We start from the raw sequence: 26,471 nt of genomic DNA, 5'->3' as shown, positions 1-26,471 counted from the left end.
TTGTGAGTATTAATTGATATTTTGCTTTTTTTTCAACTCTTTTAGCTCATTAAAAGTTGTCTCACTCAAATCTTTTGAGAACTTCGATTCTAATTCTTGTATCCTAAATTCTAAATCATAATTATTTAAATCACGGATTATATCCTCTAGTAATTCAAGAACTTCGTGATCTTGATCATTTTTTTTTTGTAGAATATGTTTGATTGGAGCAAACTTTGTAATTTTATCAATTAATTGAGTGTCAATATCTAAATGATCAATAGTCAAATTATTTTCTAGGTTTAATTTGAATACAATTTTTTCAAAAATTTGTTTATTTACCTCAGAAAATAATTTTATATCTTTTAGTAAGTGAATGTGATCCCGCATCAAATTCAAGTTATTAACAACAAGATAAATTAATGAAAATTCTTTTAATTCTACGCCTGATAATGATTGACTTTCATTAAAATGTTTTTTGGTCTTGTCTAAAGATCTAGTTTTTTTTGTATGAAAGTTTTTTCGATTTTGGCTTGTATATGGAGTTAACCCGGAAATTTTTTCTATAAAATATTCTAAAACGTATTTTTTTATATAATTATCTTTTATTGTATTAGCTATAGATCTAAGTTTTTTTTCAAAAATTGCCATAGAGGAAGGGTTATTTTGGGTATTTTTTTTATAATGATTAAATATAAATTTATGTATTGAAACTTTGTTTTGTTTTGAGTAATCAAAAAAATAATCTTTACCATTTTTATTCACAAAACTATCTGGATCTTCTTGATCTGGTAAAAATAAAAATGATATTTGTTTTTCAGGTTTCATATCTTTTATGGAATTTTCTGCGGCCCTTAAAGCTGCCTTGTAACCACTCTCATCACCATCAAAACAAATAATAATATTATTAAAAAACTGATTAAGAGTAAATATCTGTTTATCTGTTAGAGAGGTACCTAAATTAGCGACAACATTTTCTATTCCGTTTTTACTTAAACCAACCACATCCATGTAGCCCTCAACTAAAAAAATATTGTCAAAACTATTAGACAATTTTCTTGCTAAATCTAAATTGTATAAGTTGGATCCTTTTTTGAAAAATAATGTTTCTGGGGAATTTACATACTTCGCAAGAAAATCGCTTTTTTCAATTATTCTCCCCCCCAAAGCAATTGGTTGTCCTGAAATATTATTGATCGGAAAAATTAATCTTCCTTTAAACCTTTCAACATAAATATTTTTCTTTTCATCTAAATAAAATAATCCTGATTCTAGCAAATCATCAATTTGATAATTTTTTTTAAATTCTTCAAATAAATTTGGATTTTTTTCTACAAAACCAATTTTAAATTTTTTAACTTGATCTTTATCAAGTGATCTTTTTTTAAGATAATCTCTTGCTTTAGAATATTTTTCATTCTTCAAAAGTTGATTATGATAAAAGTCCACATAATCTAAGAAAATAGATGAGTATATTTTCCACTTTTTTTCTCTTTCTTCATCTTGTTTTGAAAAAATATAGGGTTGCATACCAGCTAAATTTGCCAAATGCTTTACAGCCTCACCAAATTTGAAATTTTGAGTTTTCATTACAAAGTCAAAAATATTTCCATGTTCGGATGTTGCAAAACAATGATAAAATTCTTTTTCATCATTAACAGTGAATGATGGAGTTTTCTCATTTTTAAATGGTGAAAGTCCAACATATTCTTTACCTCTTTTTTTCAAACTGACATATTTCGAAACTACTGTTGATACTTTTAATCTTGTTTTAATTTCCTCTAAATATTCCTTTGGGTATTTCATGACTACTTATTAAGTAATTGTTTAATTAGCGCCCCTGCTTTGGAGAAATCAATCTCATCAGCACGTTGTTTTTTTAATTCTCCCATAACTTTACCCATATCTTTTACTGAACTAGCACCTACTTTAGATATTATCTCTTCACACATTTTTTTTGTATCTTCCTCATTTAATTGTTTTGGTAAAAAACTTGATAAAATATCATATTCATTCTGCTCAACTTCCAAAAGATCAGACCGATTATTTTTTTTGTAAATTTCAATTGATTCGGCTCTTTGTTTTATCATCTTTCTAAATAATTTTTTTATATCGTCATCATCAGTCTCTTTTTTATTTGGACCAGATCTATTTAAGATATCCAAATCCTTGATGGAGGATAGAATTAACCTATAAGTTGAGATTTTAGTTTTATCTTTTGATTTAAGCGACTTTTTATATTCAGTTTCTATGGTCTCTTTTAAGGACATAATTTTTAATCTACTTTAAAGAAAAAATTCTTCAAAAGAAAAATTGTTTTTTTACAATTTTATAATACATCTCTGTTGCGATAATAAACCTTTTATTGTATTAACCTTTAACTCATGAGTTGTAATTGATCAAAAAAGCAAAAAATAGTAGCTCAAAAATTTCCCAAACTCATACAGGTATTTTAGTTCTAGAAAATAAGAAAGTTTTTAAAGGTATTGGAATTGGTTATGAAGGCGTTGCAACTGGAGAGGTGTGCTTTAATACGTCATTAACTGGCTATCAAGAGATCATATCTGACCCTTCTTATGCAGGTCAAATTATTAATTTTACTTTTCCTCACATTGGAAATGTTGGAACAAATCATGAGGATCATGAGTCAGATAAAATCTGGACTAGAGGAGTAATTTTTAATTCTGAAATAACTAATCCCTCAAATTATAGATCATTTTTACATTTAGATTATTGGCTTAAAAAAAACAAAATTATTGGTATCACTGGATTAGATACTAGAAACCTTACAAATTTCATTAGAGATAAAGGGGCCCCTAAAGGTACCATTTGTTATTCAAATAAAGGAAAATTCAGTATTAACAAACTCACAAATACAACAATAAAATGGAGTGGTTTAAAAAATTTAGATCTTGCCGAGGTCGTATCCACCAGAAAAAATTATATTTGGAAGGGGCTTAAAACTTGGAAAAAAGGAACTGGTTTTGAGAAAAATAAAAAAAAGTCTTTGCATGTTGTTGCAATTGACTATGGAATAAAAAAAAATATTTTAAGATATTTTTCGAACTTTAATTGTAAAGTTACTGTTGTTCCTTGCAAGACTTCTGCAGAAAAAATAATGAGTCTTAAGCCAAATGGAATTTTTTTATCTAATGGGCCTGGAGATCCAGCAGCAACTGGCAAATATGCGATCAATATTATCAAAGACCTTATTAAAAAAAATTTACCAATATTTGGTATTTGTTTAGGTCATCAAATTCTTGCACTGGCTCTTGGGGGTAAAACAAAAAAAATGAAATTAGGTCACAGAGGAGCAAATCATCCAGTAAAAAATTTAATTCATGATAATGTTGAAATCACTAGTCAAAATCATGGTTTTGAAGTAGTTAAAGAAACATTGCCAAAAAATATTGAGGTTACTCATAAGTCTTTATTCGATGGCAGTATTGAAGGCATAAGGTTAAAAAATCAACCAGTATTTTCTGTTCAATATCATCCAGAGTCCAATCCTGGGCCACAAGATAGTGTTTATTTATTTCAAGAATTTATTCATAACATAAAAAGAAATGCCAAAAAGAAAAGACATTAAAAAAATATTAGTTGTTGGAGCTGGCCCAATCATCATCGGACAAGCATGTGAATTTGATTACTCCGGAACACAAGCTTGCAAAGCTCTTAAGGATGAAGGTTTTAAAGTAATTTTGATAAATTCAAATCCTGCTACCATAATGACAGATCCAGATGTTGCAGACAAAACCTATGTTGAACCAATAACTTTAGATGTTTTAGAAAAAATTCTTAAAAAAGAAAGACCTGATGCAATTCTTCCTACAATGGGTGGTCAAACTGCACTTAATCTTGCAATTGATGCTGAAAAAAAAGGGATTTTGAAAAAATATAAAATTGAACTTATTGGAGCAAATTCAAAGGCAATTTCAAACGCCGAAGACAGAAAAAAGTTTAGAAAAAATATGATAGAAATTGGTTTAGATTTACCTAAATCTGAAATCGTAAACAACAATAATCAAGCTACCAGAGTTCTAAAAAAAATTGGTTTGCCCGCAATCATAAGACCTGCTTTCACACTTGGTGGGCTTGGTGGAGGCATAGCAAAAACTAAAAGGGACTATCTTAAAATTGTAAAAAACGGACTACATGAGTCACCTGTTAGCCAAGTTTTGGTTGAAGAATGCTTAGAGGGCTGGAAAGAATTCGAGATGGAAGTCGTTAGAGATAAGAAGGATAATTGTATCATTATTTGTTCCATTGAGAATATTGATCCAATGGGAATACACACAGGTGACTCTGTAACAGTTGCGCCAGCACTTACTTTAACAGATAAAGAATACCAGGTTATGAGAAATGCATCTATCGCATGTTTAAGAAAGATTGGAGTTGAAACAGGTGGATCTAATGTTCAATTCGCAATTAATCCTAAAAATGGTCGAATGGTTATAATTGAGATGAACCCACGTGTATCAAGATCATCAGCTTTGGCATCTAAAGCAACTGGATTTCCAATTGCAAAAATAGCAGCAAAATTAGCTGTCGGATATACTTTAGATGAACTCAAAAATGAAATCACTAAAGTTACTCCAGCATCATTTGAACCAAGTATCGATTATGTAGTAACTAAAATACCAAGATTTACTTTTGAAAAATTTTCAACCTCTCCAGCCACTCTTGGTACTTCAATGAAATCTGTTGGTGAGGCTATGGCCATAGGGAGAAATTTTAAAGAGTCTCTTCAAAAAGCTTTGATATCATTAGAAACTGGTTTCTCGGGTCTTGATAGAATATTTAATTTATCAAAACGACAAATTGAAAAAAAACTAAAAGAAAATATTCCAAACAAAATTTTACTAGTTGCTGAAGGATTTAGAAAAAAAATTAGTTTAGATAGAATTTTTAAATTATCTAAAATTGACCCATGGTTTCTAAGCCAAATTAAAGAAATTGTTGATTGTGAAATAAATTTAAAAAGAAAAGGATTACCAAGAAATTTTACAGAATTTAATTGGATTAAATCTATAGGTTTCTCAGATAAAAAATTATCGGAATTAACAAATCTTTCTGAGGACGTTGTTAGAAAAAAAAGGATAGCACTAAAAATATTACCTGTTTATAAAAAAGTTGACACTTGTGCTGCTGAATTTAAATCTTTCACTCCATATATGTACTCAACTTATCAAAGAAACTTTTCAATAGTTTCAGAATGTGAGGCAGAGCCGACTAGTAAAAAAAAGATAATTATTCTAGGAGGTGGACCGAATAGAATTGGTCAAGGAATAGAATTTGATTATTGTTGCTGTCAAGCAAGCTTTTCTTTAAAAGACGCTGGTTTCGAAACAATTATGATAAATTGTAATCCTGAGACAGTCTCTACCGATTACGATACTAGTGATCGACTTTATTTTGAGCCTTTAAAAGAAGAATTCGTTTTTAATATCATCAAAAAAGAGCAAATGAATGGAAACTTAATTGGTATAATTGCCCAGTTTGGAGGACAAACTCCAATCAAACTTGCTAAATTTTTACATCAAAACAAATTACCTATTTTAGGAACTCAATACAGCTCTATAGATTTAGCAGAGGATAGAGATAGATTTAGAAATTTATTGAATAAATTAAAATTAAAACAAGCAGAAAGTGGAATTGCCAAAACTTATAAAGAAGCGATCAAGATTGCTGATAAAATTGGATTACCTTTAATGGTAAGACCTTCATATGTTTTGGGCGGAAGAGCAATGGAAATAGTTTATGAAAAAGGACAATTAAAAAATTTTATTGAAGAAGCCTTTAAAGCTGCAGAAAAAAATCCAATTTTAATTGACAAATTTATTGATCATGCAATGGAAGTTGATGTTGATGCAATATCTGATGGTAAAGAAGTATATGTAGCCGGTATTATGCAGCATATTGAAGAAGCTGGTATTCATTCTGGGGACTCTGCTTGTAGTTTACCTCCAATATCTATTAAACCATTTTTAGTAAAGGAAATTGAAAATCAAACTAAAAAACTTGCGTTAGCTTTAAAGGTCAAAGGTTTCATGAATATCCAATTTGCAATAAAAAAAGATGAAATTTATGTGATTGAAGTAAATCCTCGAGCTAGTAGAACTGTTCCCTTTGTATCTAAAGCAAAAGGTTTACCGTTAGCAAAAATTGCATCAAGAGTAATGGCTGGAGAGAAATTATTGAAATTCAATTTGAAGGAAAAATCAAAAGGAATGTATGCAGTTAAAGAAGCGGTATTTCCTTTTAATAAATTTCCAAACAGTGACTTACTTCTTGGTCCAGAAATGAAATCAACTGGTGAGGTAATGGGGTTTGATAAAAACTTTGGCATGGCATTTGCAAAAAGTCAAATTGCTGCTGCGAATTCACTTCCAAAAAACGGTCTTGCATTTATATCTTTGAAAAACTCTCATAAAGATGAGGGGATAGATCTGGCTAAAGATTTAATTAAATTAAATTTTAAGTTAAGTGCAACAAAAGGCACTGCAGAGTACATTCGGAAACATGGAATGAAATGTAAAATTATAAATAAAGTCAGCAGTGGAACACCTCACATAGTAGATATTTTAGACTCAAAAAGAATAGCACTTGTAATCAATACTGGTGGTGGAAATAGTGAGCATCGAATAAACGATGCTATTGCACTAAGAAGAGCAACATTAAAAAATAAAGTTCCATATTGTACAAATATGTCAACTGCTCAAGCATGTTTGGAAGCAATAAAATCTCTTAAAACAAAAAAACTTGATGTCATTGCACTGCAAGAACTAAAATAATATTTACAATTAAAAGTTGTATATTTTTTTTTTTCTAAGTTATAATTACCCAAAATGAATAATCGTTAGGTTGTATTCATCAAATTTATTTTTTAAAATTTACTCATATGAGTTCGGAAGTTCGTCAATATATTGTCGAAGACGCATCTAAAAAAAGTGAAATTTTTAGTGCTCAACTATTAAAACTTCCTATTAAAAAAAAAAAGACCAGTAATCTAGATAAATGTGCTTATTGGAAACTTTATGACAAAACAAATATTCATGAAGATGGTGACCAGTTGAAAGCAGTAACAGGGATCTGTTTAGTTTTGGGCGTATTTAGTTTTATTGGTTTATATTCGAGTTTATTAAATTAGTTACTCAACTTTCCAATCCGTAGGGAAAGTGACATAATTCACTTGAATACATCTTCTTTCCTTAATAATCTTCTTCTTTTCCATACCATGCCAAGTGTTAGGTCCGCTAGTAAATAAATATCCATAATTATGTTTATAAGGAACTGTTTTAACCTTTTCTAATTTTTCATTATAAAAATCAGTGCCTAGATCCTCCGACTCTTTTGCATTATTAACAAAAATTAATCCTGACATTAATTTTTCTTTAATATCGCAATGCGGCTTAAGCCAAAAACCTTCACGATCACATATAATTTCTACTCTAACATATGAATTAGATAAATCTTTATCAATCATTTTTGAAATTGCGTTACAAGTTTCCTTTGACTGAAGCTCAGTAATAAATTTTACTAAATTTGGAAATTGTAAAGCATTTTCTTTTGTGACAAAACATCTAAACTTAATTGCTTTTCCTCCAGATGCTATTCCTTCTCTAAATTCTGCCGCACCATCATCAATAGCTCTTGTTCCATCATAATTAAGATTATGTTTACTGATGTCAGGGATGTCTGCATTTTCAATTTCTTTAATTGCTTCATCGCTTAAAGCATTATTATATTCCCAATGATTAAAAGGTGATTCATATTTTTTTGAGTTATTTAAAATTGAATTAAGAAAAGTCATAATTTTGAAATCTTTTTTCTATATAACCTGCTATTCTATCAGTTTCATTAAGTTTTTTATAATCCCAACTCTCAACAGAAGAGTCTAGATTTCTAATAATATCTAAAGATTTGAACAACTCAAAAAATTTTTTGAAGCGATAATTGTTCTTAATAGCTGGCATATCAGCTACATATATAGGTTTACCCGTTATTGCGGCTTCAGATATCATGGACGTTGAGTCACAAGTTACCACTATATGGTCTGCTAACTTAAGTGATGATAAATAAGCTTTTTTATCAACATTTGAAATAATAATTTGGTCCCCATTGTAAAAATTTTTAGCTCTATCAATAATTCTTTGAGGTGTTCTCATTGAAGGGATAAAAATTAATTGGTAGCCATTATCAAGAAAAATTTTTTTAATTTTATAGAAGATTTCTTCAATTAAATCATCACTAAAATTATAATATTTATTTGGACCACCTACTACAAGTACAACTACTTTTTCTTTTTGAATTTTTGGTTTTAAATAATTTAAATTTTCGTTTAATTCACTTTCTCTAAGATAATGGATAGCCCCTTTAGTTGATAATACATTTTCACCTTTTAGATCATCGTGTTCTGGAGCAATAACAAAGTCGAAATTATTTAAAGATACCTTCGGATCTTGGATATGAATATTCATGATTTTATTTCCAAACTTTTTTTTTAGGAAAATTGAGGGAATTACACTTTTTCTACCACAAGAGATTACAACATTAAATTTTTCTAAAATATCATTTTTAAAAACAAATCTTTTAATTGGAGTGATTTTTGGGGGAATCATTTTCCAAAAATTATTCAGTTCAATTTTCTCGTGTATAAAATCTAAACCTAAAGCTTTTGCAAGTCCTTCAACTTGGCTAATCATGCCATGCATGCCCTCGGTCAATAATAAACCTTTTAATTTAGTCATTAATCACTATATAGCTTTCATATGAGTCAAAATCCAACTAAACACACAAAAGTGTTAATAATTGGGTCTGGTCCAGCTGGATACACTGCAGCTGTCTATGCAGCAAGAGCAATGTTAAATCCAATTTTAGTTTATGGTTCAGAGCCAGGAGGGCAATTAACAACAACAACCGATGTTGAAAATTTTCCAGGATTTGCCGATGTTATTCAAGGTCCATGGCTTATGGATCAAATGAAAGAGCAAGCAAAAGCGGTTGGAACAGAAATGATTGAAGATCACATAAGTTCTGTCGATTTAAAAAAAACACCTTTTGAAGCCGTTGGGGATACTGGACAAAAATATACTGCTGATAGCGTTATAATTTCAACAGGTGCACAAGCAAGATGGTTAAATTTAAAATCTGAACAAGAGTTCAGAGGGTTTGGAGTATCTGCATGTGCAACATGTGATGGTTTTTTCTTTAAAGACAAAGAAGTTGCGGTTGTTGGTGGGGGCAATGCAGCTGTTGAAGAAGCGATGTTTCTTACGAAATTTGCATCAAAAGTAAAATTAATTCATAGAAGAGATAATTTAAGAGCTGAAAAAATGCTTCAAAAAAAACTTATGGAGAATAAAAAAATTGAAATTATTTGGGATAGCGTTGTTGAAGATGTAATTGGTGATAAAGATCCCAAAAATGTTAAAGGAATTAAAATTAAAAACGTTAAAACAAATAAAATTGACGAAATTAAATTAGATGGTGTTTTCATCGCTATTGGACATGATCCAGCTACACAATTATTTAAAAATCAACTAAGCATGGACAAAGAAGGTTATTTGATAACTAAACCAGATTCAACGGAGACTAATGTACCAGGCGTTTATGCGGCTGGAGATGTAAAAGATAAAACATTCAGACAGGCAGTGACTGCTGCTGGTATGGGTTGTATGGCAGCACTAGAGGCTGAAAAGTTTTTATCACATTAAAGTGAAAAATAACCTTCATGTATTTTTAGGAGCAACAGTTGCTGATGCAGCTGCAAGACCATTACATTGGGTCTACAATCAAAAAAAACTTAATTCATATATTAAAGGTAAAAAAGACTTTACTTTTTTAAAAAAAAATAAAAGTCCTTTTTACAATATAAAAACTGGAAAAGTATCAGGTTATAATGAAATTGGACAAGTTATGTTTCAAACACTTCTAGAAAATTATGAAGATATAGAGAAAGGATTTAAAAAAAATATTCTGAAGAATTTTGGTCCTGGAAGCAAATATTGGAAAAATTTAAATCTCAGATCAAAATATAAAAAAGTAAAAGATTGGCGTGGTATGATCAAAGGACCATGGATACACCAAAATATTATAGAAACTGTAAAAAATATTAAATCAAATAAGAAAATTTCGGGTGGTGTAAAAGTTAATGAGTCTGATGGGTTTTGTGCTGCACTTCCATACTTTCTTTATGGTTATGATTTCAAAAGTCTAGAAAAAATTATAAGAATTGTGACTGCTTCAAAAATTAGTTTAAAATATGCATTAGCAAAATTTTATATAATTGATTTTGCTCTTAAAGGAGTCAAAGATCCAGTTCATGAATTTATTAAAAGATTTAAAAAAAACACATCATTTAAATTTATTGTTAATGATATTAAAAAAATAAGAAGATTAAATTCAAAATTTCATCCTATCACTATTAAAAAGCTTGGTATGGCATGTAGTTATCCAGGAACTTTTAATAGTTCGATATACACAATAATTAATTCAAGAAATTATAAAGATGCTATATTAAAAACAATAAAGGCAGGTGGTTGCAATTGCTCTAGAGCAAATTTCACTGGAGCATACTTCGCTGCATTAAAAGGATTTAATTCAATTCCGAATTCTTGGATAAAAAAAACAATTCCAGCAAAAAAGATTTTGAGTCAAAAATAATTATTTATTTAACCCTTCACAGAAAGATTTAATTCTCAACATGGCTTTTTTTAAATTATTCATTGACGTAGCATATGAAATTCTAAAATAACCGTCTAAGCCAAAAGCTGATCCTTGAACTACAGCGACATTCTCTTTTTCAAGTAATTTTTGAACAAAATGAGTGTCTGTTTTTAATTTTGTTTTTTTATTTAATAATCCTTTACAACTTGGGAACACGTAAAATGCACCATTAGGAGTCAAACAATTAATTCCTTTTATATTATTAAGACTTTTAACAACAAAATTTCTCCTCTCTTTAAATGCGTTTGCTCTAGTTTTTATAAAACCCTGCTTTCCATTCAATGCCTCAACTGCTGCTGCCTGACTTATTGAAGATGGATTTGAAGTAGATTGAGATTGAATTTTTCCAATTGCTTTAATTATTTCTTTAGGACCAGCGGCATAACCTATTCTCCATCCCGTCATTGCGTATGATTTACTTACTCCATTCATGGTAAGTGTCCTATCTTTCAATTTTGAAACTTGAGCTATCGTGAAAAAATTAAAGTTGTCATATCTAACATGCTCATAAATATCGTCACTTAAAATAAAAATTTTCTTATTTCGAATTAAAATCTTAGCTAAATCATAAATTTCTTTTTTTGAATACCCTGCTCCTGTTGGATTAGATGGAGAATTAAGAATTATCCATTTAGTTTTTTTAGATATTGCTTTTTTTAATTTTTTTGGAGTTAATTTAAAGCCCTCTGATGCCGTACATTTTACTATTTTTGGTTTTCCGCCAGCTAATAAAACCATATCAGGATATGATACCCAAAAAGGTGCCGGTATAATTACCTCGTCACCTTTATTTAGAGTTGCCATAAAAGCATTATAAAGAACTTGTTTACCGCCTGTGCCAACAGTTATTTGATCTAAGGTGAAGTTCAATTTATTTTCTCTTTTAAATTTTTTGATAATAGCTTTTTTAAGTTCAGGTGTGCCATCAACAGCAGTGTACTTTGTGTCCCCTCTTTTGATAGCTTTGATTGCTGCATTTTTTATATTTACTGGAGTATCGAAATCTGGCTCCCCAGCACCAAGACCAATAACATCTTTTCCAGCTGCTCTTAATTCTCTTGCTTTCTGAGTAACGGCAATTGTTGGTGATGGCTTAATTCTTTTTAAACTTTCTGATATTATGCTCATTGAAATATAAATTAATTCTACTACGTTCTTTAATATATGGAAAATACATATCAAGATTTAATTACGGATATTCAGAGTAAAAACCCAAAAATCAGTGGAAAACTTGAAGGTGGTAAAAAATTTAAAATTAAATCTGATTTTAAACCTGCAGGCGATCAACCAGAGGCAATTAAAAAATTAGTTAATGGGGCAAATAAAGAGGAATTTAACCAAGTATTACTCGGTGTGACCGGTTCGGGCAAAACATTTACAATGGCCAAAGTAATTGAGGCCACTAATAGACCAGCCTTAATTTTAGCTCCTAATAAAACACTTGCTGCACAGCTATATGGTGAAATGAAAACTTTTTTTCCTGATAATGCTGTAGAATATTTTGTATCTTATTACGATTACTACACCCCAGAAGCTTATGTTCCAAGATCAGATACATACATTGAAAAAGAAGCATCGATAAATGAGCAAATAGACAGGATGAGACATTCCGCAACAAGATCTCTTTTGGAGAGAGATGATGTTTTAATTGTAGCCAGTGTGTCATGTATTTATGGGTTAGGATCCGTTGAAGCTTATAGTAAAATGACTTTAACACTTCAAAAAAATTATGATTACAACAGAGAACAAATAATTAAATCTTTAGTTGCATTACAATATAAAAGAAATGATCAAAATTTTTATAGAGGTACCTTTAGAGCTCGTGGTGAGTATTTAGAAATTTTTCCATCCCATCTAGAGGATCGAGCATGGAGATTAAGCTTATTTGGAGATAAACTTGAACAAATTGAAGAATTCGATCCATTAACTGGAGATAAAGTTAGGGACTTAAGTCTCGTAAAAGTTTACGCTAATAGTCATTATATCACTCCAAAACCCACTATTGAACAAGCGATAATAAATATAAAAAAAGAATTAGATTTAACTCTAAAAAAACATAAAGCTGAAAATAAATTACTAGAGGCACAAAGATTAGAGGAAAGAACCAAATTTGACCTAGAAATGATTGAAGCAACTGGGTCATGTGCAGGAATAGAAAATTATTCTAGATTTTTATCAGGGAGAAAACCAGGGGAACCACCCCCTACACTCTTTGAATACTTTCCAGACAATACTTTAATTTTTGTCGATGAGTGTCACGTAACTGTTCCGCAACTAAATGGAATGTATAAAGGAGATAGATCAAGAAAAAGCACTTTAGCAGAATATGGTTTTAGACTTCCATCATGTATGGATAATAGGCCTCTTAAATTTGAAGAATGGGATTTAATGAGAACACAAACTGTATTTGTTTCTGCAACACCAGGACCTTGGGAATTAGAACAAACGAAAGGTAAATTTATCGACCAAGTCATAAGACCAACAGGCTTGATTGATCCACCTGTAGAAATAAGGCCTGCAAAAAACCAAATTGATGATTTAATGCATGAGTGCAAAAAAGTGATTGAAAATAATCATAGAGTTTTGGTGACAACTCTTACAAAAAAAATGGCTGAAGATTTAACAGAGTATCTTCATGAAAATGGTGTAAAAGTGAGATATCTCCACTCTGATATTGATACTCTTGAAAGAATAGAGATCATGAGAGATCTAAGAATGGGAGTTTTTGATGTTCTCGTAGGAATTAACTTATTAAGAGAAGGTTTAGATATTCCAGAATGTGCTTTAGTTGGAATTTTAGATGCAGATAAAGAGGGTTTTTTAAGATCAGAAACTTCATTAATTCAAACTATAGGTAGGGCCGCTAGAAACGTTGATGGCAAAGTAATTCTTTATGCAGATAAAGAGACTAAAAGTATAAAAAAAGCAATTCAGGAAACTGAAAGAAGAAGAAAAATTCAATTAGATTATAATAAAAAAAATAAAATTAATGCAAAAACTGTAAAAAAGGAAATTAATGATATTTTAGAAAGTGTTTATGAAAAAGACTACGTTAAAATTAGCGAAGGTTCAAATGTTGGAGGGAATCTTAAAAAACATTTAAAAGCTTTAGACAAAAAAATGAAGGAAGCAGCGTCAAATTTAGAATTTGAAGAAGCAGCTAAAATTAGAGATGAAATTAGGAAATTAGAAAGTACAGAACTAGAGATCACGCTAAATCCAAAAATAAGACAATATGATGTAAAAAATAAACTTTATCCGAAAGGTAGATCGACAATGGGAATGCCAGGAACTAAGGTTACTAAAAAAAAAGATAAAAAATGGAAGCACAGAGGATAATAATTACTGGTGGAGCAACTAGAATAGGTGCTGCAATAGCTGAAAAATTATCAGGACCGAATAAACAAATTATAATTCATTATAATAAATCAAAAGCTAAAGCTGAAAATTTAAAAAAGAAACTTCAAAATTATGGGTCTAAAATTTATTTGGTAAAAGGAAATCTAAGTAAAGAAAAAGATGTTATGAAAATTATAAAGTTTGCTAAATCAAAATTAAAATATTTTGATTGTCTAATCAACAATGCATCTTTATTCGAAAATGATAAACTAGAAAACTTTAGTTCTAAAAGTTGGGAAAATCACATTTCAACAAATCTTAAGGCCCCTGCCCTTTTATCAAAAGAATTCTCAAAAAATATAAGGGGAAAAAATAATAATATTATTAACATTATTGATCAACGAGTGTTTAAATTAACACCATTTTTTTTTTCTTACACAATAAGTAAAACTGGCTTATACACTTTGACCAAAACTAGCGCTATGAGCCTCTCACCAAATATAAGAGTTAATGGCATAGCGCCAGGACCCACAATCAAAAATAAGAGACAATCTGAAAAACATTTTAAAAAACAATATTTAGCAACACTTTTAAAAAAACAAGTTGATTTAAAAGAGATTTGTGATGCAGTTGACTTTTTTATTAAAAACAACTCTATTACGGGTCAAATTTTAGCAATCGATAGTGGACAAAGTCTAAACTGGCAAACACCAGATATAATGGGGGGGAAAGAATGAAAAAAATTTTAATGGTTATAATTTTTACCCTGATATCATGTGGCAATGTCTTTGGGAATGGAAAAATTTTAAAAAGTGGCTTTATTACTAAATCTGCCTCAGTAAATGAGAACATGAATATTAAAGACCCAAAAAATAAAATTATAATTATTTATAATCATGGACAAAATAAAAATGATAAAGCAATAAAGAATGAATGCATTTGGGTAAACCAAATAAGAAATCAAGCTTCACTAGTAGATCAGGAAGTTAATAACAAAAAAATTATGGTTTATAATTTTTGCACTAACGATTTAGCTGGAGACATGTCGCCAAAAAAATACTGGAAGTTTAAAGAACCTTATAAAGGTATACATAAATTAGATAAAAGAATTGAAAAAAATTTAGAGTTAGTGGATAAATTTGTAAAAATGGGTGTGCCTAGAAAACAAATTATTATATCGGGTCATTCTTGCGGAGGTCTTTTGACTTTAATGTTAATGGCTGAGAATCCTGAAAAAGTGGGAGGTGGTATATCATATATGCAAGCTTGTTATGGTAAACTCTCCTCAAAATATAAGGTAAAAAAAGTTGGTTCTGAGAAGGCACTAGCGAAATTTGCAAAAAAATATCCAGGGGGTGCTGAGCTGAGACAAAGACAGATTGATAATATAAAAAAATTAAACAATGTGCCTGTTCTTGCTTTTACACATCCAAAAGATAAGTATGAGGGTCTGTTATCTGATTGGTTAGAAGAAGTTGTGGGTGTCAAAAGAATAATCATTTCAGAAGATTATAAAATAAATGGAAAAACTTGTGTTATAAAAGGAGCTGACTCAGAATGGGAGGTTTCAGAAAGTAAAAATGCAGGTCATGTAATGAATCAGGGCCTTTGTTTTCAGTATTATAATCCTGTTATTCTAGATTATATTGCCTCAAGAATTAAATAATATGAAAAAAAATAATCTTAAAATTATTAAAATAGATAAGAATAAAGCTCTATTTAACTATGAGAAAAAAATTCTTATCAATGAATTAATTTTAGATTTAAAACTTGGATATTACGATTTCGAAAAAGAAAAACCTCAAAAAGTTAAATTTAGCCTTGAAATTGACTATCAAGATAAAAAGCCTTCAAATGACAAAGATATTAAATCCATTGTTAACTACAGCACAATTGTCAAATTAATTACAAAACTAGTAAAAAAGAAACACTATAATTTTTTAGAAACACTTGCAGAGTCTGTTTTTGATGAATTGTTTAAGGATAAAAGGATTGCAAAAATAATGCTCAAAATTGAAAAATTAGAAATTTTAAAACAATGCTCATCAGTTGGTATACAAATTACCAAAAAAAGAAGTCATGATAAGTTCTGAAATTGGAAAAGAGGTAATTAAAAAAGAACTACCATTAATACCTAAGCTACCTGGTGTTTACCGCATGCTTAACGACAAAGGAGAAATTCTTTATGTTGGTAAAGCAAAAAATTTACCTAATAGACTTAAAAGTTACATAGCAGAAAAAAACCATATTATAAGAACAGAGAGAATGTTATCTCAAACAAAAAAACTTGAGATTACAACTACCTCGAATGAAAGTGAGGCTTTACTGCTTGAAGCCAACTTGATTAAAAAGCACAAACCAAAATTTAATATTTTACTTAGAGATGATAAATCATTTCCTTTTATATTTATTGGTAATAAAGATGTCTGGCCTCAGATAAGACGACATAGAGGAAAAAAAACTAAGGAAGGTTTTTATTTTGGGCCATTTGCATCTGCTGGTTCAGCAAATTGGACTATAAAGATGATACAAAAAATTTTTCATATAAGAGTATGTGATGATACAGTCTTTAAAAATCGAGAACGCCCATGCATTCTTTATCAAATTAAAAGATGTTCTGGACCTTGCGTTGGATATGTCGAAAAAGAGGACTATAAGAAAACTGTCGATGATGCGATAGAGTTCGTTTCAGGAAAATCAAGAAAAATTCAAAAAAGTCTCTCAGATCAAATGGAAAAAGCTAGTGAAGATTTAGATTTTGAGAAAGCTGTGATTTTGAGAGATAGAATAAAATCATTAAACATTATTCAATCCTCTCAAAGAATCAATGAAGCAAATTTAATCGAGGCCGATGTGATTGCGGGTTATAAAGAGTCTGGAAAAACTTGTATTCAAGTTTTTTTTTATCGTTCAAAGCAAAATTGGGGTAACCAAGCATTTTTTCCAAAACATGATCCAGATGAAAGTTTAAGTAATATACTTAATTCTTTTGTTTCACAATTTTATGAGAATAAAAGTGTACCTTCATCGATAATAATTTCCGAAGAAATAAAAGAAAAAAATTTGATTGAAAAAACTCTATCCAAAAAAGAGGGTAAACAAGTAAACTTGTCTGTTGCAAAAAAAGGGTCAAAACTAAAAGTTATCAATCAAGCAACCAAAAATGCAAAAGAAAGTTTAAATCGAAAACTTTATGAAAGTCAAAATAATAGAGAATTATTTGACTCTGTTTCGAGTAAATTTAATCTTGAGACTAATATAAATTTAGTAGAGGTTTATGATAATAGTCATATTCAGGGAACAAATAGTGTCGGGGCCTTAATCGCATTCGGTGAAGAAGGTTTTATTAAGAAAAGATATCGAAAATTTAACATTAAATCTAAAAAGAATGAGCAAGATGATTACGGAATGATGCGAGAAGTATTAAATAGGAGGTTTAAAAGAGCAATTCAAGAAAAAGACAATTATCTCTCCTTTCCTGATTTAGTAATAGTTGATGGTGGAAAAGGTCAATATTCTGTTGCAAGAGACTCTTTAAATGAATTAGGACTTCACGAAATACCGATTATCGCGATTGCTAAGGGAAAATTTAGAAATAGTGGTAATGAAATTTTTTTTCATAATGGCAAAGAATATAAATTTAATAAAAATGACCCTACGCTTTTTTTTCTTCAAAGAATTAGGGATGAATCTCATCGTTTTGCGATTAGTGCCCATAGAGCAAAGAGAAAAAGAGGTATTAGTAAGTCTTTGTTAGACCAGATTGAGGGCATTGGATCTATCAGAAAAAGGGCTTTATTAAATCATTTTGGATCAGCTCGAGCAGTAGAGTCTGCAAGTCTAGATGAAATAAAATCAGTTGATGGTGTTGAGGAAAAAGTTGCAAAAAAGATATATAACTTCTTTCACGAATAGAGATTATGCTAAGAAAAATACCCAACATACTAACAGTAGGTAGAATTTTAATTGTACCCTTTTTTGTTTTAGCTTTCTATTTACCTGGATTTTATGGAGATCTAACTGCTTTAGTATTATTTATAATTGCATCGTTTACAGATTTTTTGGATGGAATGTTGGCTAGACTTCTTGGAGAAGAGTCTAAATTGGGAGAATTATTAGATCCAATAGCAGACAAAATTATAGTAGCTGCTGCACTAATTTTATTAGTTATGGATGGCACAATTAAAAATTATGAGGTTATTGCTGCAATTATAATTTTAACAAGAGAAATTTTAATATCTGGTCTTAGGGAATTTTTAGCAAAAGGTAAAATTAAACTACCTGTCTCTAATCTAGCAAAATTAAAAACAGTTTTACAAATGGTCTCTATTGGTCTTTTACTTTCTGGAGATACAGGAAATAAAATTATCAATTTTCAAGACTATAATGCTCAAACAATTGGTATAATTTTATTATGGCTGTCAGCAGCTCTGACTCTGTTCACAGGTTATGAGTATATACGTAAAGGAATAGACCACGCTATATCAGAAGACAATAAAGATTAAGCAGCTTTTTTCTTTTTAACCAAAGCTAAATAGCTCTCATTTAAATCAATTATCAAATCGCAAACTTTAAATTGATAATCTGCAATTGTAGATACAGGGGTTACTTCCGCTGCAGTGCCTGTTAAAAAACATCCAACGAAATTTTTTAATTCTTCTGGTTTTATCTTTCTCTCATGTACTTTGATATTTTTAGATTTTGCAATTTGAATCACAGTTCTTCGAGTAATTCCATCTAAAAAAGAATCTGGTATTGGAGTGTGTAGCTCACCATTTTTATCTTTGAAAAAAATATTTGCTCCGGTCGCTTCTGCGATATTATCCTCATGATCTAACATAAGTGAGTCTGTATAACCTTGCTTTTCAGCTTCGTGTTTTGAAAGGGTGCAAATCATATATAATCCAGAAGCTTTTGTGTCCCAAGGAATAGTATTAGGGGCGGGTCTTCGCCAGTTTGAAATATTTAATTTAATACCTTCAACCTTAAGTTTAGGATCAAAATATGAACCCCACTCCCAAGTTGCAATTGCTACATGAATTTTTGTTTGCTGAGCTGAAATAGCCATCATTTCACTACCTCTCCAAACTACAGGTCTGACATATCCATTCTCAACTTTTTGAGTAGAAATTACTTTATTGCTCGCTTTATTAATTTCATCCTCGCTATATGGTATTTCAATTCCCATTCTCTTTGCGGAGTAAAATAATCTTGAAGTATGTTCTTCTAATTTAAAAATTGAACCATCATACACACGTTCTCCCTCGAAAACACAGCTCGCATAATGTAATCCATGGCTGAGAACATGAACCTTAACATCAGACCAATCAACTAATTCGCCATTGTACCATATTTTACCTGATCTTTTATCGTAGGGTATCATCATGAAATAAAAAATTCTTACTGAAAAAATATCTTTGTATCTGTAATATGTCAATATAACTTACCAATAATGAAACAACTTTTATATCTAAAAGATGATCAATTAAAAGATTTGATCGAAAAGCTTTTTATAGGTTACAGAGAAACATTTTCGGACTCAAAAAAGATATTAAATAAGTATAAAATTGGCCTAGCACACCAAAAAGTTATTCATTTGTTATCCATGTATGAAGGGATCACTATATCAGAATTGCTCAAAAAACTTAAAGTAACCAAGCAAAGCCTTAATAGAGTTTTAAAAGATCTAATTAAACTAGACATAATAATTTTTAAAAAAGATGAGCAGGATACAAGAATAAAACATGTATTTCTTAATGATAAAGGAAAAAAAATATTTAATGAAATTTTTGAAATTCAAAAAAAAAGAATTCATAGCGCGTTACTTAACTCAAGCTCAGAAGAAGTCATTAACTTTGACAACGTTTTAAAAAAAATAATTAATGGATAATTTTGTAGCTCATATTTTAGTTGTTGATGATGATGAAGGTATCAGAACTCTTGTTAAAAAATATTTAAATGAAAATAATTACCTGGTTACAACTGCAAATAGTGCAGAAGATGCTTTTGAAAAGATACAAATAATCAAATTTGATCTTATCATACTAGATATTATGATGCCTGGAAAAAGTGGCTTAGAATTTCTCAAAGAAAATCAAAAAAAATTGGATACACCTGTGATTTTATTAACCGCGAAAGGTGAGGCAAATGAAAGAGTTGAGGGTTTAGAAGTTGGTGCTGATGACTATCTTCCAAAACCTTTCGAACCTAAGGAGCTAATATTGAGGATTCAAAATATAATTCAAAAAACAAAAAAAAGTGATCAAAAAAGAGTAATACAATTTGAGAATATTAAAATTGATTTAAATAAACAACTAATAATTAAGAAAAATACAGAGTACAAAATTAATAACACAGAGAAAAAAATTTTAGAAAAAATGATTAATAATCCTGGCAAAACTTTTTCACGTGAAGATATTGGTATTTTAACTGAGCTTGATAAAGAGAGATCAATAGATGTTATCATCACAAGACTTAGAAAAAAGATTGAAATTGATCCAAAAAATCCAAAGTTTTTACAAACAATAAGGGGAGCTGGATATGTTCTATGGATTGAGTAAATTTTTTAAAAATATACTTCCTAAAAGATTATTTTACAGAGCTTTATTAATTGTTGCTGTTCCAGTCATAGTTTTACAATTGGTAATTACTATTGTTTTTTTTGATAGCCTTTGGATCAAGACAAACAAAGGTATGACTAAAGCATTAGTAAATGAAATTAATACTTTCATAGAAGTTTATTCTGATGAAATTTATAAAAAAGATGAAATAAAAAACGTTTTTTCAGTTTACCAAGATTTAAATATAGATTTTATAGATAATAAAAAATTTACTTATATTGTTGATGAAAGATGGTTTAGCCCAATAGATAGAACTTTAAGAAGGGAACTTAAGTCAAAGTTTGGGAATGGAAATTATTGGTTTGATACAACGTCATACAAAGAGTTAATTGATATTAGAATAAAATATCAGTCTGGTTATTTTAAGTTTTTAGTTCCAAGAGATAGATTGACGACTTCCTCAGCTCGTATCTTTGCACTATGGATAACAGTTCCTGCAATCATAATGATTTTAATTTCATTAATTTTTCTAAAAAATCAAACGAGACCAATAACTAATCTTGCAAAAGCAGCTGAAAAATTTGGTCGGGGAGAAGAAATTGATGAATTTAAACCTTCTGGTGCAGCAGAAATCAGACAAGCTGGTTATGAATTTGATAGAATGAGAAAAAGAATTTTAAGACATCTTAATCAAAGATCAGAAATGTTATCTGGTATTAGCCACGACTTAAGAACTCCTTTAACAAGAATGAAATTACAAATAGCATTTATAAAAGATAAAGAATTAAGTAAAAAATTATCAGAAGACATTAATGAAATGGAAAAAATGCTCAATGAATATTTGCAATTTACGAGCTCGTCATACCTTGAAAAAGATGAAGAATTTAATATTAGCGAATTAGTTGATGAAATAGTTAAAAAATATGAAAATGAAAATATATCATCCAAAATTACTCCTAGAATTTATATAAGTGGTAGAAAAAACTTAATCAAAAGATGTGTTAATAATCTAATAGATAATGCAATTAAATACGCGGAAAAAGTAAATGTAGATATTACTAAAAGTAGTAACAACTTATTCATTAAAATTGAAGACAACGGACCAGGTATACCTGAAGCAGAATATGATAATGTTTTCAAACCTTTTTACAAAATTGATAAAGGTCGAGCTGAAACAAAATCAAGCGTTGGACTTGGATTATCTATAGCTTCTGACATTATCAGATCACACGGGGGAAATATCAAGTTAGCTAAGTCACCAATGGGTGGTTTAGAGGCTAAGATCTTTTTGCCTTTTTAATTTTCTTTTTTTTTGTAGACTTTAATTGTTCAATTTTATTTTCTAAATTTTCAACTCTTTTTGAAAGAACTTCAAACTCATCTTTACTTGTTAACTTCATTTTAAAAACTATTTCATCTCTTTTAGATTTTAAAATAGTCACAATTTCATTAGCTATATCTTTTGATGATACTAAGCCTTGTTCAAATAATTTAGCAAGTTTTTCAATTACAAACTTTGAGTTTTTCATATATTTATCTAATAACTTATTATAATTATAACTTATATTTAAAAATTAAAATGTTCATTAATAATTTTGACCCAGTCGCATTTCAAATTTTTTCATTTGAGATTAGATGGTATTCTTTAGCTTATATTGTTGGTATTTTATTAGGGTGGTTTTTAAGTAAAAAATTTTTTATTTCTGATCTGAAAGTAAGGGAAAAATTTGACGATTACTTAACTTATGTAATTTTAGGTTTAATTATTGGTGGCAGATTAGGGTATGTTGTATTTTATAACTTTGAATTTTACATCAATAATTTATCAGATATCTTTAAAATTTGGCAGGGTGGTATGTCATTTCATGGGGGAGTTATAGGTATCATAATTGTGAGTTACTTTTTCGCGAAAAGAAATTCACAAAGTTCTTTTAGTTATTTGGATATTGTGTCTTTTGTTGCACCCATAGGTATTTTTTTTGGCAGAATAGCCAATTTTATAAATTCAGAACTTTATGGTGTCGAAACAAATGTAGGTTGGGCAGTCCGATTTACACAAATAGATAATTTATATCGACATCCTACTCAGTTATATGAAGCATTTTTTGAGGGTATAGTTCTATTTTTAGTTCTATTATATTTAAAAAATAAGAGTTTCTCCAAAAGACCTGGTTTTATCTCGGGTATATTTTTAGTTTTTTACTCAATTTTTAGATTTGCAATTGAGTTTTTAAGAGTTCCTGATGAGCAACTAGGCTATTTATTATTTAATTTAACTATGGGACAACTTATAAGTATCTTTTTTTTAATAATCGGATGTTATTTATTAATCTCTAAATATGAAAACAGACAAAATAGTTAATTTACCCTTAGACAAGTTTATCAATATCTCTCTATATAATAAAAAGTCTGGGTATTACATAAAAAAAAATCCATTCGGCAAAAAAGGAGATTTTATTACAGCTCCTAACGTATCAAGATTATTTTCTGAAATGATTGCTATTTGGGTTGTAAGTTTTTGGAAAAGTATAGGGTCACCAAAAGAATTTAACTTAATCGAACTTGGAGCAGGAAATGCTGCAATGATGAAAATTCTTATAGAAAGTTTTAAAAAATTTCCATCGTTTTTCAAATCCTGCAGGTTGGTAATTTATGAGATTAGTCCTACTTTAAAGAAAATACAAAAAAAAGAATTATCAAATTCAGATGTAAATTGGATAAACGACTTAAAAAAAATTGAAAAAATCCCTAGTATATTTGTTGCAAATGAGTTTTTTGATGCACTTGCAATAAAACAATTTGAAAAAAAAGGAAATCTTTGGTTTGAAAAGTTTGTTAGTTTAAACAAAAAAATAACCTCTTTCTCAGAAAAAAAGATTAATATGAAAAATTATGAAAAAAAGATTAATTTTAGAATATCTAAAAACCAGAGTTTTATAGAATATTCAGAGCTTGGTATTAATTATCTGAAACAAATTTCAAAAATAATCAAAGTAAGATCTGGAGGAATTTTAATCATAGATTATGGATATAATGAAGATAAAATGAAAAATACTTTACAAGCATTATATAAACACGAATATTCAGATGTTTTAGCTAAAATTGGCAATTCAGACATCACACATAATATTAATTTCCGATTATTTGAAAAAATAATCAAAAAACTGGGTGGATTAAAGCATAGTTTAACAACACAAAAAGAATTTCTCACAAAAATGGGTATCCACGATAGAGCTGAGATGATTGCAAAAAATCAAAACTTTTTAAAAAAAGCAGATATTTATTACAGATTAAAAAGGCTAACAGATGATAAACAAATGGGAAAATTGTTTAAAGTTATGTTAATAAAAAATCAAAAAAATAAATTTAATTTAGGATTTTGATCTGATCACCTCTCGAAAATTATTAAAAAACAAAAATATAAGTCATGGTTTTTTTAATAAAAATGGAGGTAAATCAAAAGGGATATATAAAAGTCTAAATTGTGGTCCCGGTTCTCATGATAACAAAAACAACATTTTAAAAAATTTAAAGATTGTCAAAGATAAAATAGGGAAAAAAACAAAAAATATTTATTTAGTACATCAAGTACATAGCAATAAGTTGGTTTTTCTAAATAAAAACTCTAAATTAAAAAAAAAAATTAAAGCTGACGCAATTATAACTAATCAAAAAAAACTGCCGATAGCTGTATTGACCGCTGATTGCGTACCAGTTTTATTATATGACTATGAAAAAAAAATTATCGCGGCTATCCATGCTGGTTGGAAAGGGGCGTATAGAGGGATAATCAAAAATGTTATTAATTTTATGCATAAAAAGGGATGTAATCCAAAAAATATTATAGGAGCAATTGGTCCGTCAATTACTCAAAAAAACTACGAGGTAAAAGCTGACTTTAAAAAGAAATTTATTAAAAAACACAAAAAAAACAAAATTTTCTTTAAAAATAAAAACGAATTAATTTATTTTGATTTACCAAATTATGTAAAATCTCAGCTTAAATCACAAAAAATCAATAAAATTGATATGATCAAAATTGATACATTCGATAAAAAAAATAATTTTTTTAGTGCAAGAAGATCATTAAAATTAAATCTAAATGATTATGGTAGAAATATTTCAATAATTATGATTAATTAAACTTTTCATGAAATTATTAACTGGAAATAGTAATAAAATCTTAAGTAAAAATATCGCTAAATATTTAAAATCTAAACTTGTCAATTCTAGTATAAGAAAATTTGCAGATGGTGAAATTTACATTGAAATAAATGAAAATATAAGAGGGAATAGCATTTTTATAATTCAATCTATTTCTTCACCAGCTAATGACAATTTAATGGAATTATTATTATGTATTGATGCTTTAAAAAGATCATCAGCAAAAAATATAACTGCTGTAATTCCTTATTTTGGTTATGCGAGACAAGATAGAAAAGTTGTACCAAGAACATCTATATCAGCAAAGCTTGTTTCAAATTTAATCACTCAAGCTGGGGCAGATAGAGTTGTGACAGTTGATCTTCACGCTGGTCAAATTCAAGGTTTTTTTGATATTCCTGTTGATAACCTTTTTGCAACTCCGATCTTTGCAAGACACATTAAAAAAAAGATTAAAAGTAAAAATATAATCTGTGTTGCCCCAGATGTCGGTGGTACGGAACGAGCGAGAGCACTTGGTAAAATTTTAAACATTGGTTTAGCTATTGTTGATAAAAGAAGACCAAAACCTGGACAATCACAAGTAATGAATATTATCGGAGATGTGAAAGGCAAAACATGTATCTTGGTTGATGATATAATTGACTCTGGCGGCACCATTGTTAACGCTGCAAAGGCATTAAAACAAAGAGGTGCAAAAGAGGTTTATGTTTATATTACTCATGGGGTATTGAGTGGGGATGCAGTTAAAAAAATTAAAAATTCAGTAATTAAAAATTTAGTTATAACAGACACAATAGATAACAACGAAAAAACCAAAAATGTTAAAAACATAGAAGTTTTACCAATTTCCGCCCTTATGGGAGAAGCTATAAAAAGAATTTCTAATTCGACATCAGTTTCAGATTTATTCAAATAATTACCTTGATTATTTATGAACATGAGTTAAAAACCTGTGTTTTATGAATTCTTTAGAAGCAAAGATCAGGGATAACAAGACTAAAGGTCAACTTAATGCCATCAGGAATGATGGCGGTGTTCCAGGGATTATCTATGGAGGTAAAGACCAAAATCAAAAAGTTTCTATATCAAAGAAATTATTAAAAACCTTGATTGAGAAAGAAAACTTTTTATCAAACATTATTACTTTAAATGTGGATGGAAAATCTCAAAATGTATTACCTAGGGAAGTAAAATATCACATCATAAGTGATGAACCTACCCATGTAGATTTTCTAAGAGTTCTTCCTGGAGTAAAAATTAAGATTGAAGTTCCAGTAAACTTTATTAATCATGAAAAATCTCCAGGTCTAAAAAGAGGTGGAGTACTTAACATTGTAAGAAGAAAAGTCGAATTAAAATGTCCAAGTGAAAAAATACCTGAAAGTATTACTTTAGATTTAGATGGTATCGATATCGGGTCAAGTTTTAAAATTTCTTCAGTAAAACTAGATGCAGAAGTAACACCAACTATTCAAGGAAGAGATTTCGTAATTGCAACCTTAGCAGCACCGACGGTAATGAAAGAACCAGAAAAACCAGCAGAAGCAGAAGCTGCAGAGGGTGAAGAAGGTGCTGAAGGAGCAGAAGCAGCAGCAGCTGAAGGAGATAAACCAGCTGCAGAGGGCGATAAAAAAGAGGGTGACGATAAAAAACCTGCAGACAAAAAAGCTCCAGAAGAAAAAAAATAATTCACTTAAT

26 protein-coding genes are annotated in these 26,471 nt (G+C 29.3%); 19 read left to right on the top strand and 7 right to left on the bottom strand.

Annotated features, from left to right (window positions below; all coding sequences use genetic code 11):
* Positions 1-9 precede the first annotated feature (9 nt).
* Complete coding sequence (gene dnaG, locus ACTT83_RS01250) at positions 10-1,785, bottom strand: DNA primase (protein ID WP_440918416.1); 1,776 nt, start codon at positions 1,783-1,785, stop codon at positions 10-12.
* A 2-nt stretch (positions 1,786-1,787) separates the two neighbouring features.
* On the bottom strand, positions 1,788-2,249 hold the full coding sequence (locus tag ACTT83_RS01245; RefSeq protein WP_440918415.1) for a GatB/YqeY domain-containing protein: 462 nt from the start codon (positions 2,247-2,249) through the stop codon (positions 1,788-1,790).
* Positions 2,250-2,374: 125 nt separating this feature from the next.
* On the opposite strand from ACTT83_RS01245, the gene carA reads away from it, so the two are divergent.
* From carA to ACTT83_RS01230, 3 genes are all read left to right on the top strand, one after another.
* Complete coding sequence (carA, locus tag ACTT83_RS01240; RefSeq protein ID WP_440918414.1) at positions 2,375-3,568, top strand: glutamine-hydrolyzing carbamoyl-phosphate synthase small subunit; 1,194 nt, start codon at positions 2,375-2,377, stop codon at positions 3,566-3,568.
* Complete coding sequence (carB, locus tag ACTT83_RS01235; RefSeq protein ID WP_440918413.1) at positions 3,546-6,773, top strand: carbamoyl-phosphate synthase large subunit; 3,228 nt, start codon at positions 3,546-3,548, stop codon at positions 6,771-6,773. Before carA ends, carB begins: the two co-directional genes overlap by 23 nt.
* 107 nt (positions 6,774-6,880) lie before the next feature.
* A complete protein-coding gene (locus ACTT83_RS01230; protein WP_440918412.1) occupies positions 6,881-7,129 on the top strand; it encodes a hypothetical protein in 249 nt (82 codons plus the stop codon).
* On the opposite strand, the gene ACTT83_RS01225 is transcribed toward ACTT83_RS01230, so the two are convergent.
* Positions 7,130-7,792: a hypothetical protein gene (locus ACTT83_RS01225; protein WP_440918411.1), complete on the bottom strand. Its 663-nt coding sequence runs from the start codon at positions 7,790-7,792 to the stop codon at positions 7,130-7,132.
* Positions 7,779-8,729 (bottom strand): mitochondrial fission ELM1 family protein, encoded by a 951-nt coding sequence (locus ACTT83_RS01220; protein WP_440918410.1) that lies wholly within the window; start codon positions 8,727-8,729, stop codon positions 7,779-7,781. The genes ACTT83_RS01225 and ACTT83_RS01220 overlap by 14 nt, the downstream gene beginning before the upstream one ends.
* Before the next feature lie 21 nt (positions 8,730-8,750).
* Between ACTT83_RS01220 and trxB the strand changes: the two genes are divergently transcribed.
* Positions 8,751-9,695 (top strand): thioredoxin-disulfide reductase, encoded by a 945-nt coding sequence (trxB, locus tag ACTT83_RS01215; protein ID WP_440918409.1) that lies wholly within the window; start codon positions 8,751-8,753, stop codon positions 9,693-9,695.
* Position 9,696: 1 nt separating this feature from the next.
* Positions 9,697-10,644 (top strand): ADP-ribosylglycohydrolase family protein, encoded by a 948-nt coding sequence (locus ACTT83_RS01210; protein ID WP_440918408.1) that lies wholly within the window; start codon positions 9,697-9,699, stop codon positions 10,642-10,644.
* Here ACTT83_RS01210 and ACTT83_RS01205 read toward each other — a convergent pair whose 3' ends face one another.
* Entirely contained in the window at positions 10,645-11,835 is a 1,191-nt protein-coding gene (locus ACTT83_RS01205) for a pyridoxal phosphate-dependent aminotransferase (RefSeq protein ID WP_440918407.1), read from the bottom strand.
* A gap of 36 nt (positions 11,836-11,871) precedes the next feature.
* On the opposite strand from ACTT83_RS01205, the gene uvrB reads away from it, so the two are divergent.
* The 6 genes from uvrB to pgsA are packed head-to-tail and all read left to right on the top strand — an operon-like array spanning position 11,872 to position 18,551.
* Positions 11,872-14,046 (top strand): excinuclease ABC subunit UvrB, encoded by a 2,175-nt coding sequence (uvrB, locus tag ACTT83_RS01200; protein WP_440918406.1) that lies wholly within the window; start codon positions 11,872-11,874, stop codon positions 14,044-14,046.
* Positions 14,028-14,783, top strand: a complete 756-nt coding sequence (locus tag ACTT83_RS01195; protein WP_440918405.1) for an SDR family oxidoreductase — start codon at positions 14,028-14,030, stop codon at positions 14,781-14,783. Before uvrB ends, ACTT83_RS01195 begins: the two co-directional genes overlap by 19 nt.
* Entirely contained in the window at positions 14,780-15,712 is a 933-nt protein-coding gene (locus ACTT83_RS01190) for an alpha/beta hydrolase family protein (RefSeq protein WP_440918404.1), read from the top strand. The genes ACTT83_RS01195 and ACTT83_RS01190 overlap by 4 nt, the downstream gene beginning before the upstream one ends.
* A gap of 1 nt (position 15,713) precedes the next feature.
* Positions 15,714-16,139 carry a dihydroneopterin aldolase gene (locus ACTT83_RS01185; RefSeq protein ID WP_440915879.1) on the top strand — a complete coding sequence of 142 codons (426 nt, stop codon included), beginning with the start codon at positions 15,714-15,716 and terminating at the stop codon, positions 16,137-16,139.
* The gene (gene uvrC, locus ACTT83_RS01180; RefSeq protein WP_440918403.1) at positions 16,126-17,961 is read left to right on the top strand and encodes an excinuclease ABC subunit UvrC; all 1,836 of its coding nucleotides are present in this window, start codon (positions 16,126-16,128) and stop codon (positions 17,959-17,961) included. Before ACTT83_RS01185 ends, uvrC begins: the two co-directional genes overlap by 14 nt.
* A gap of 5 nt (positions 17,962-17,966) precedes the next feature.
* Positions 17,967-18,551, top strand: coding sequence for a CDP-diacylglycerol--glycerol-3-phosphate 3-phosphatidyltransferase (gene pgsA, locus ACTT83_RS01175; protein ID WP_440918402.1), 585 nt, complete (start codon positions 17,967-17,969; stop codon positions 18,549-18,551).
* Here the strand turns inward: pgsA and ACTT83_RS01170 are convergent.
* Positions 18,548-19,429, bottom strand: coding sequence for a branched-chain amino acid aminotransferase (locus ACTT83_RS01170; RefSeq protein WP_440918424.1), 882 nt, complete (start codon positions 19,427-19,429; stop codon positions 18,548-18,550). The genes pgsA and ACTT83_RS01170 overlap by 4 nt on opposite strands.
* A 69-nt stretch (positions 19,430-19,498) precedes the next feature.
* On the opposite strand from ACTT83_RS01170, the gene ACTT83_RS01165 reads away from it, so the two are divergent.
* The 3 genes from ACTT83_RS01165 to ACTT83_RS01155 are packed head-to-tail and all read left to right on the top strand — an operon-like array spanning position 19,499 to position 21,906.
* Entirely contained in the window at positions 19,499-19,936 is a 438-nt protein-coding gene (locus tag ACTT83_RS01165; protein WP_440918401.1) for a MarR family winged helix-turn-helix transcriptional regulator, read from the top strand.
* A complete protein-coding gene (locus ACTT83_RS01160; RefSeq protein ID WP_440918400.1) occupies positions 19,929-20,606 on the top strand; it encodes a response regulator transcription factor in 678 nt (225 codons plus the stop codon). Before ACTT83_RS01165 ends, ACTT83_RS01160 begins: the two co-directional genes overlap by 8 nt.
* Positions 20,587-21,906: an ATP-binding protein gene (locus ACTT83_RS01155; RefSeq protein WP_440918399.1), complete on the top strand. Its 1,320-nt coding sequence runs from the start codon at positions 20,587-20,589 to the stop codon at positions 21,904-21,906. The genes ACTT83_RS01160 and ACTT83_RS01155 overlap by 20 nt, the downstream gene beginning before the upstream one ends.
* Here ACTT83_RS01155 and ACTT83_RS01150 read toward each other — a convergent pair.
* Entirely contained in the window at positions 21,884-22,135 is a 252-nt protein-coding gene (locus ACTT83_RS01150; RefSeq protein WP_440918398.1) for a hypothetical protein, read from the bottom strand. The two genes, ACTT83_RS01155 and ACTT83_RS01150, sit on opposite strands and share 23 nt — an antisense overlap.
* A gap of 50 nt (positions 22,136-22,185) precedes the next feature.
* Here ACTT83_RS01150 and lgt point away from each other — a divergent pair, with 50 nt between their 5' ends.
* From lgt to ACTT83_RS01125, 5 genes are read left to right on the top strand one after another with little or no spacing between them, the layout of a single operon-like run.
* Positions 22,186-22,968, top strand: coding sequence for a prolipoprotein diacylglyceryl transferase (gene lgt, locus ACTT83_RS01145; RefSeq protein ID WP_440918397.1), 783 nt, complete (start codon positions 22,186-22,188; stop codon positions 22,966-22,968).
* Positions 22,946-23,989 (top strand): SAM-dependent methyltransferase, encoded by a 1,044-nt coding sequence (locus tag ACTT83_RS01140; RefSeq protein ID WP_440918396.1) that lies wholly within the window; start codon positions 22,946-22,948, stop codon positions 23,987-23,989. The genes lgt and ACTT83_RS01140 overlap by 23 nt, the downstream gene beginning before the upstream one ends.
* A 1-nt stretch (position 23,990) precedes the next feature.
* The gene (gene pgeF / locus ACTT83_RS01135; protein ID WP_440918423.1) at positions 23,991-24,749 is read left to right on the top strand and encodes a peptidoglycan editing factor PgeF; all 759 of its coding nucleotides are present in this window, start codon (positions 23,991-23,993) and stop codon (positions 24,747-24,749) included.
* Positions 24,750-24,756: 7 nt separating this feature from the next.
* Positions 24,757-25,689, top strand: a complete 933-nt coding sequence (locus ACTT83_RS01130) for a ribose-phosphate pyrophosphokinase (protein WP_440918395.1) — start codon at positions 24,757-24,759, stop codon at positions 25,687-25,689.
* A 43-nt stretch (positions 25,690-25,732) separates the two neighbouring features.
* Complete coding sequence (locus tag ACTT83_RS01125; protein ID WP_440917400.1) at positions 25,733-26,461, top strand: 50S ribosomal protein L25/general stress protein Ctc; 729 nt, start codon at positions 25,733-25,735, stop codon at positions 26,459-26,461.
* Positions 26,462-26,471 lie beyond the last annotated feature (10 nt).

Source organism: Candidatus Pelagibacter sp., assembly GCF_052049775.1.
In the GTDB taxonomy this organism is placed as follows: domain Bacteria; phylum Pseudomonadota; class Alphaproteobacteria; order Pelagibacterales; family Pelagibacteraceae; genus Pelagibacter.
Note: the sequence above shows the minus strand (reverse complement) of the source record. Positions and strands in the feature narration are given on the sequence as shown.

Excerpts from the sequence above, each read along its gene's own strand:
- dnaG (WP_440918416.1), bottom strand. The coding sequence starts at position 1,785 with ATGAAATACCCAAAGGAATATTTAGAGGAAATTAAAACAAGATTAAAA.
- ACTT83_RS01245 (WP_440918415.1), bottom strand. The coding sequence starts at position 2,249 with ATGTCCTTAAAAGAGACCATAGAAACTGAATATAAAAAGTCGCTTAAA.
- carB (WP_440918413.1), top strand. The coding sequence starts at position 3,546 with ATGCCAAAAAGAAAAGACATTAAAAAAATATTAGTTGTTGGAGCTGGC.
- ACTT83_RS01230 (WP_440918412.1), top strand. The coding sequence starts at position 6,881 with ATGAGTTCGGAAGTTCGTCAATATATTGTCGAAGACGCATCTAAAAAA.
- ACTT83_RS01225 (WP_440918411.1), bottom strand. The coding sequence starts at position 7,792 with ATGACTTTTCTTAATTCAATTTTAAATAACTCAAAAAAATATGAATCA.
- ACTT83_RS01220 (WP_440918410.1), bottom strand. The coding sequence starts at position 8,729 with ATGACTAAATTAAAAGGTTTATTATTGACCGAGGGCATGCATGGCATG.
- trxB (WP_440918409.1), top strand. The coding sequence starts at position 8,751 with ATGAGTCAAAATCCAACTAAACACACAAAAGTGTTAATAATTGGGTCT.
- ACTT83_RS01205 (WP_440918407.1), bottom strand. The coding sequence starts at position 11,835 with ATGAGCATAATATCAGAAAGTTTAAAAAGAATTAAGCCATCACCAACA.
- uvrB (WP_440918406.1), top strand. The coding sequence starts at position 11,872 with ATGGAAAATACATATCAAGATTTAATTACGGATATTCAGAGTAAAAAC.
- ACTT83_RS01195 (WP_440918405.1), top strand. The coding sequence starts at position 14,028 with ATGGAAGCACAGAGGATAATAATTACTGGTGGAGCAACTAGAATAGGT.
- ACTT83_RS01190 (WP_440918404.1), top strand. The coding sequence starts at position 14,780 with ATGAAAAAAATTTTAATGGTTATAATTTTTACCCTGATATCATGTGGC.
- ACTT83_RS01185 (WP_440915879.1), top strand. The coding sequence starts at position 15,714 with ATGAAAAAAAATAATCTTAAAATTATTAAAATAGATAAGAATAAAGCT.
- uvrC (WP_440918403.1), top strand. The coding sequence starts at position 16,126 with ATGATAAGTTCTGAAATTGGAAAAGAGGTAATTAAAAAAGAACTACCA.
- pgsA (WP_440918402.1), top strand. The coding sequence starts at position 17,967 with ATGCTAAGAAAAATACCCAACATACTAACAGTAGGTAGAATTTTAATT.
- ACTT83_RS01170 (WP_440918424.1), bottom strand. The coding sequence starts at position 19,429 with ATGATACCCTACGATAAAAGATCAGGTAAAATATGGTACAATGGCGAA.
- ACTT83_RS01165 (WP_440918401.1), top strand. The coding sequence starts at position 19,499 with ATGAAACAACTTTTATATCTAAAAGATGATCAATTAAAAGATTTGATC.
- ACTT83_RS01160 (WP_440918400.1), top strand. The coding sequence starts at position 19,929 with ATGGATAATTTTGTAGCTCATATTTTAGTTGTTGATGATGATGAAGGT.
- ACTT83_RS01155 (WP_440918399.1), top strand. The coding sequence starts at position 20,587 with ATGTTCTATGGATTGAGTAAATTTTTTAAAAATATACTTCCTAAAAGA.
- ACTT83_RS01150 (WP_440918398.1), bottom strand. The coding sequence starts at position 22,135 with ATGAAAAACTCAAAGTTTGTAATTGAAAAACTTGCTAAATTATTTGAA.
- lgt (WP_440918397.1), top strand. The coding sequence starts at position 22,186 with ATGTTCATTAATAATTTTGACCCAGTCGCATTTCAAATTTTTTCATTT.
- ACTT83_RS01140 (WP_440918396.1), top strand. The coding sequence starts at position 22,946 with ATGAAAACAGACAAAATAGTTAATTTACCCTTAGACAAGTTTATCAAT.
- ACTT83_RS01130 (WP_440918395.1), top strand. The coding sequence starts at position 24,757 with ATGAAATTATTAACTGGAAATAGTAATAAAATCTTAAGTAAAAATATC.
- ACTT83_RS01125 (WP_440917400.1), top strand. The coding sequence starts at position 25,733 with ATGAATTCTTTAGAAGCAAAGATCAGGGATAACAAGACTAAAGGTCAA.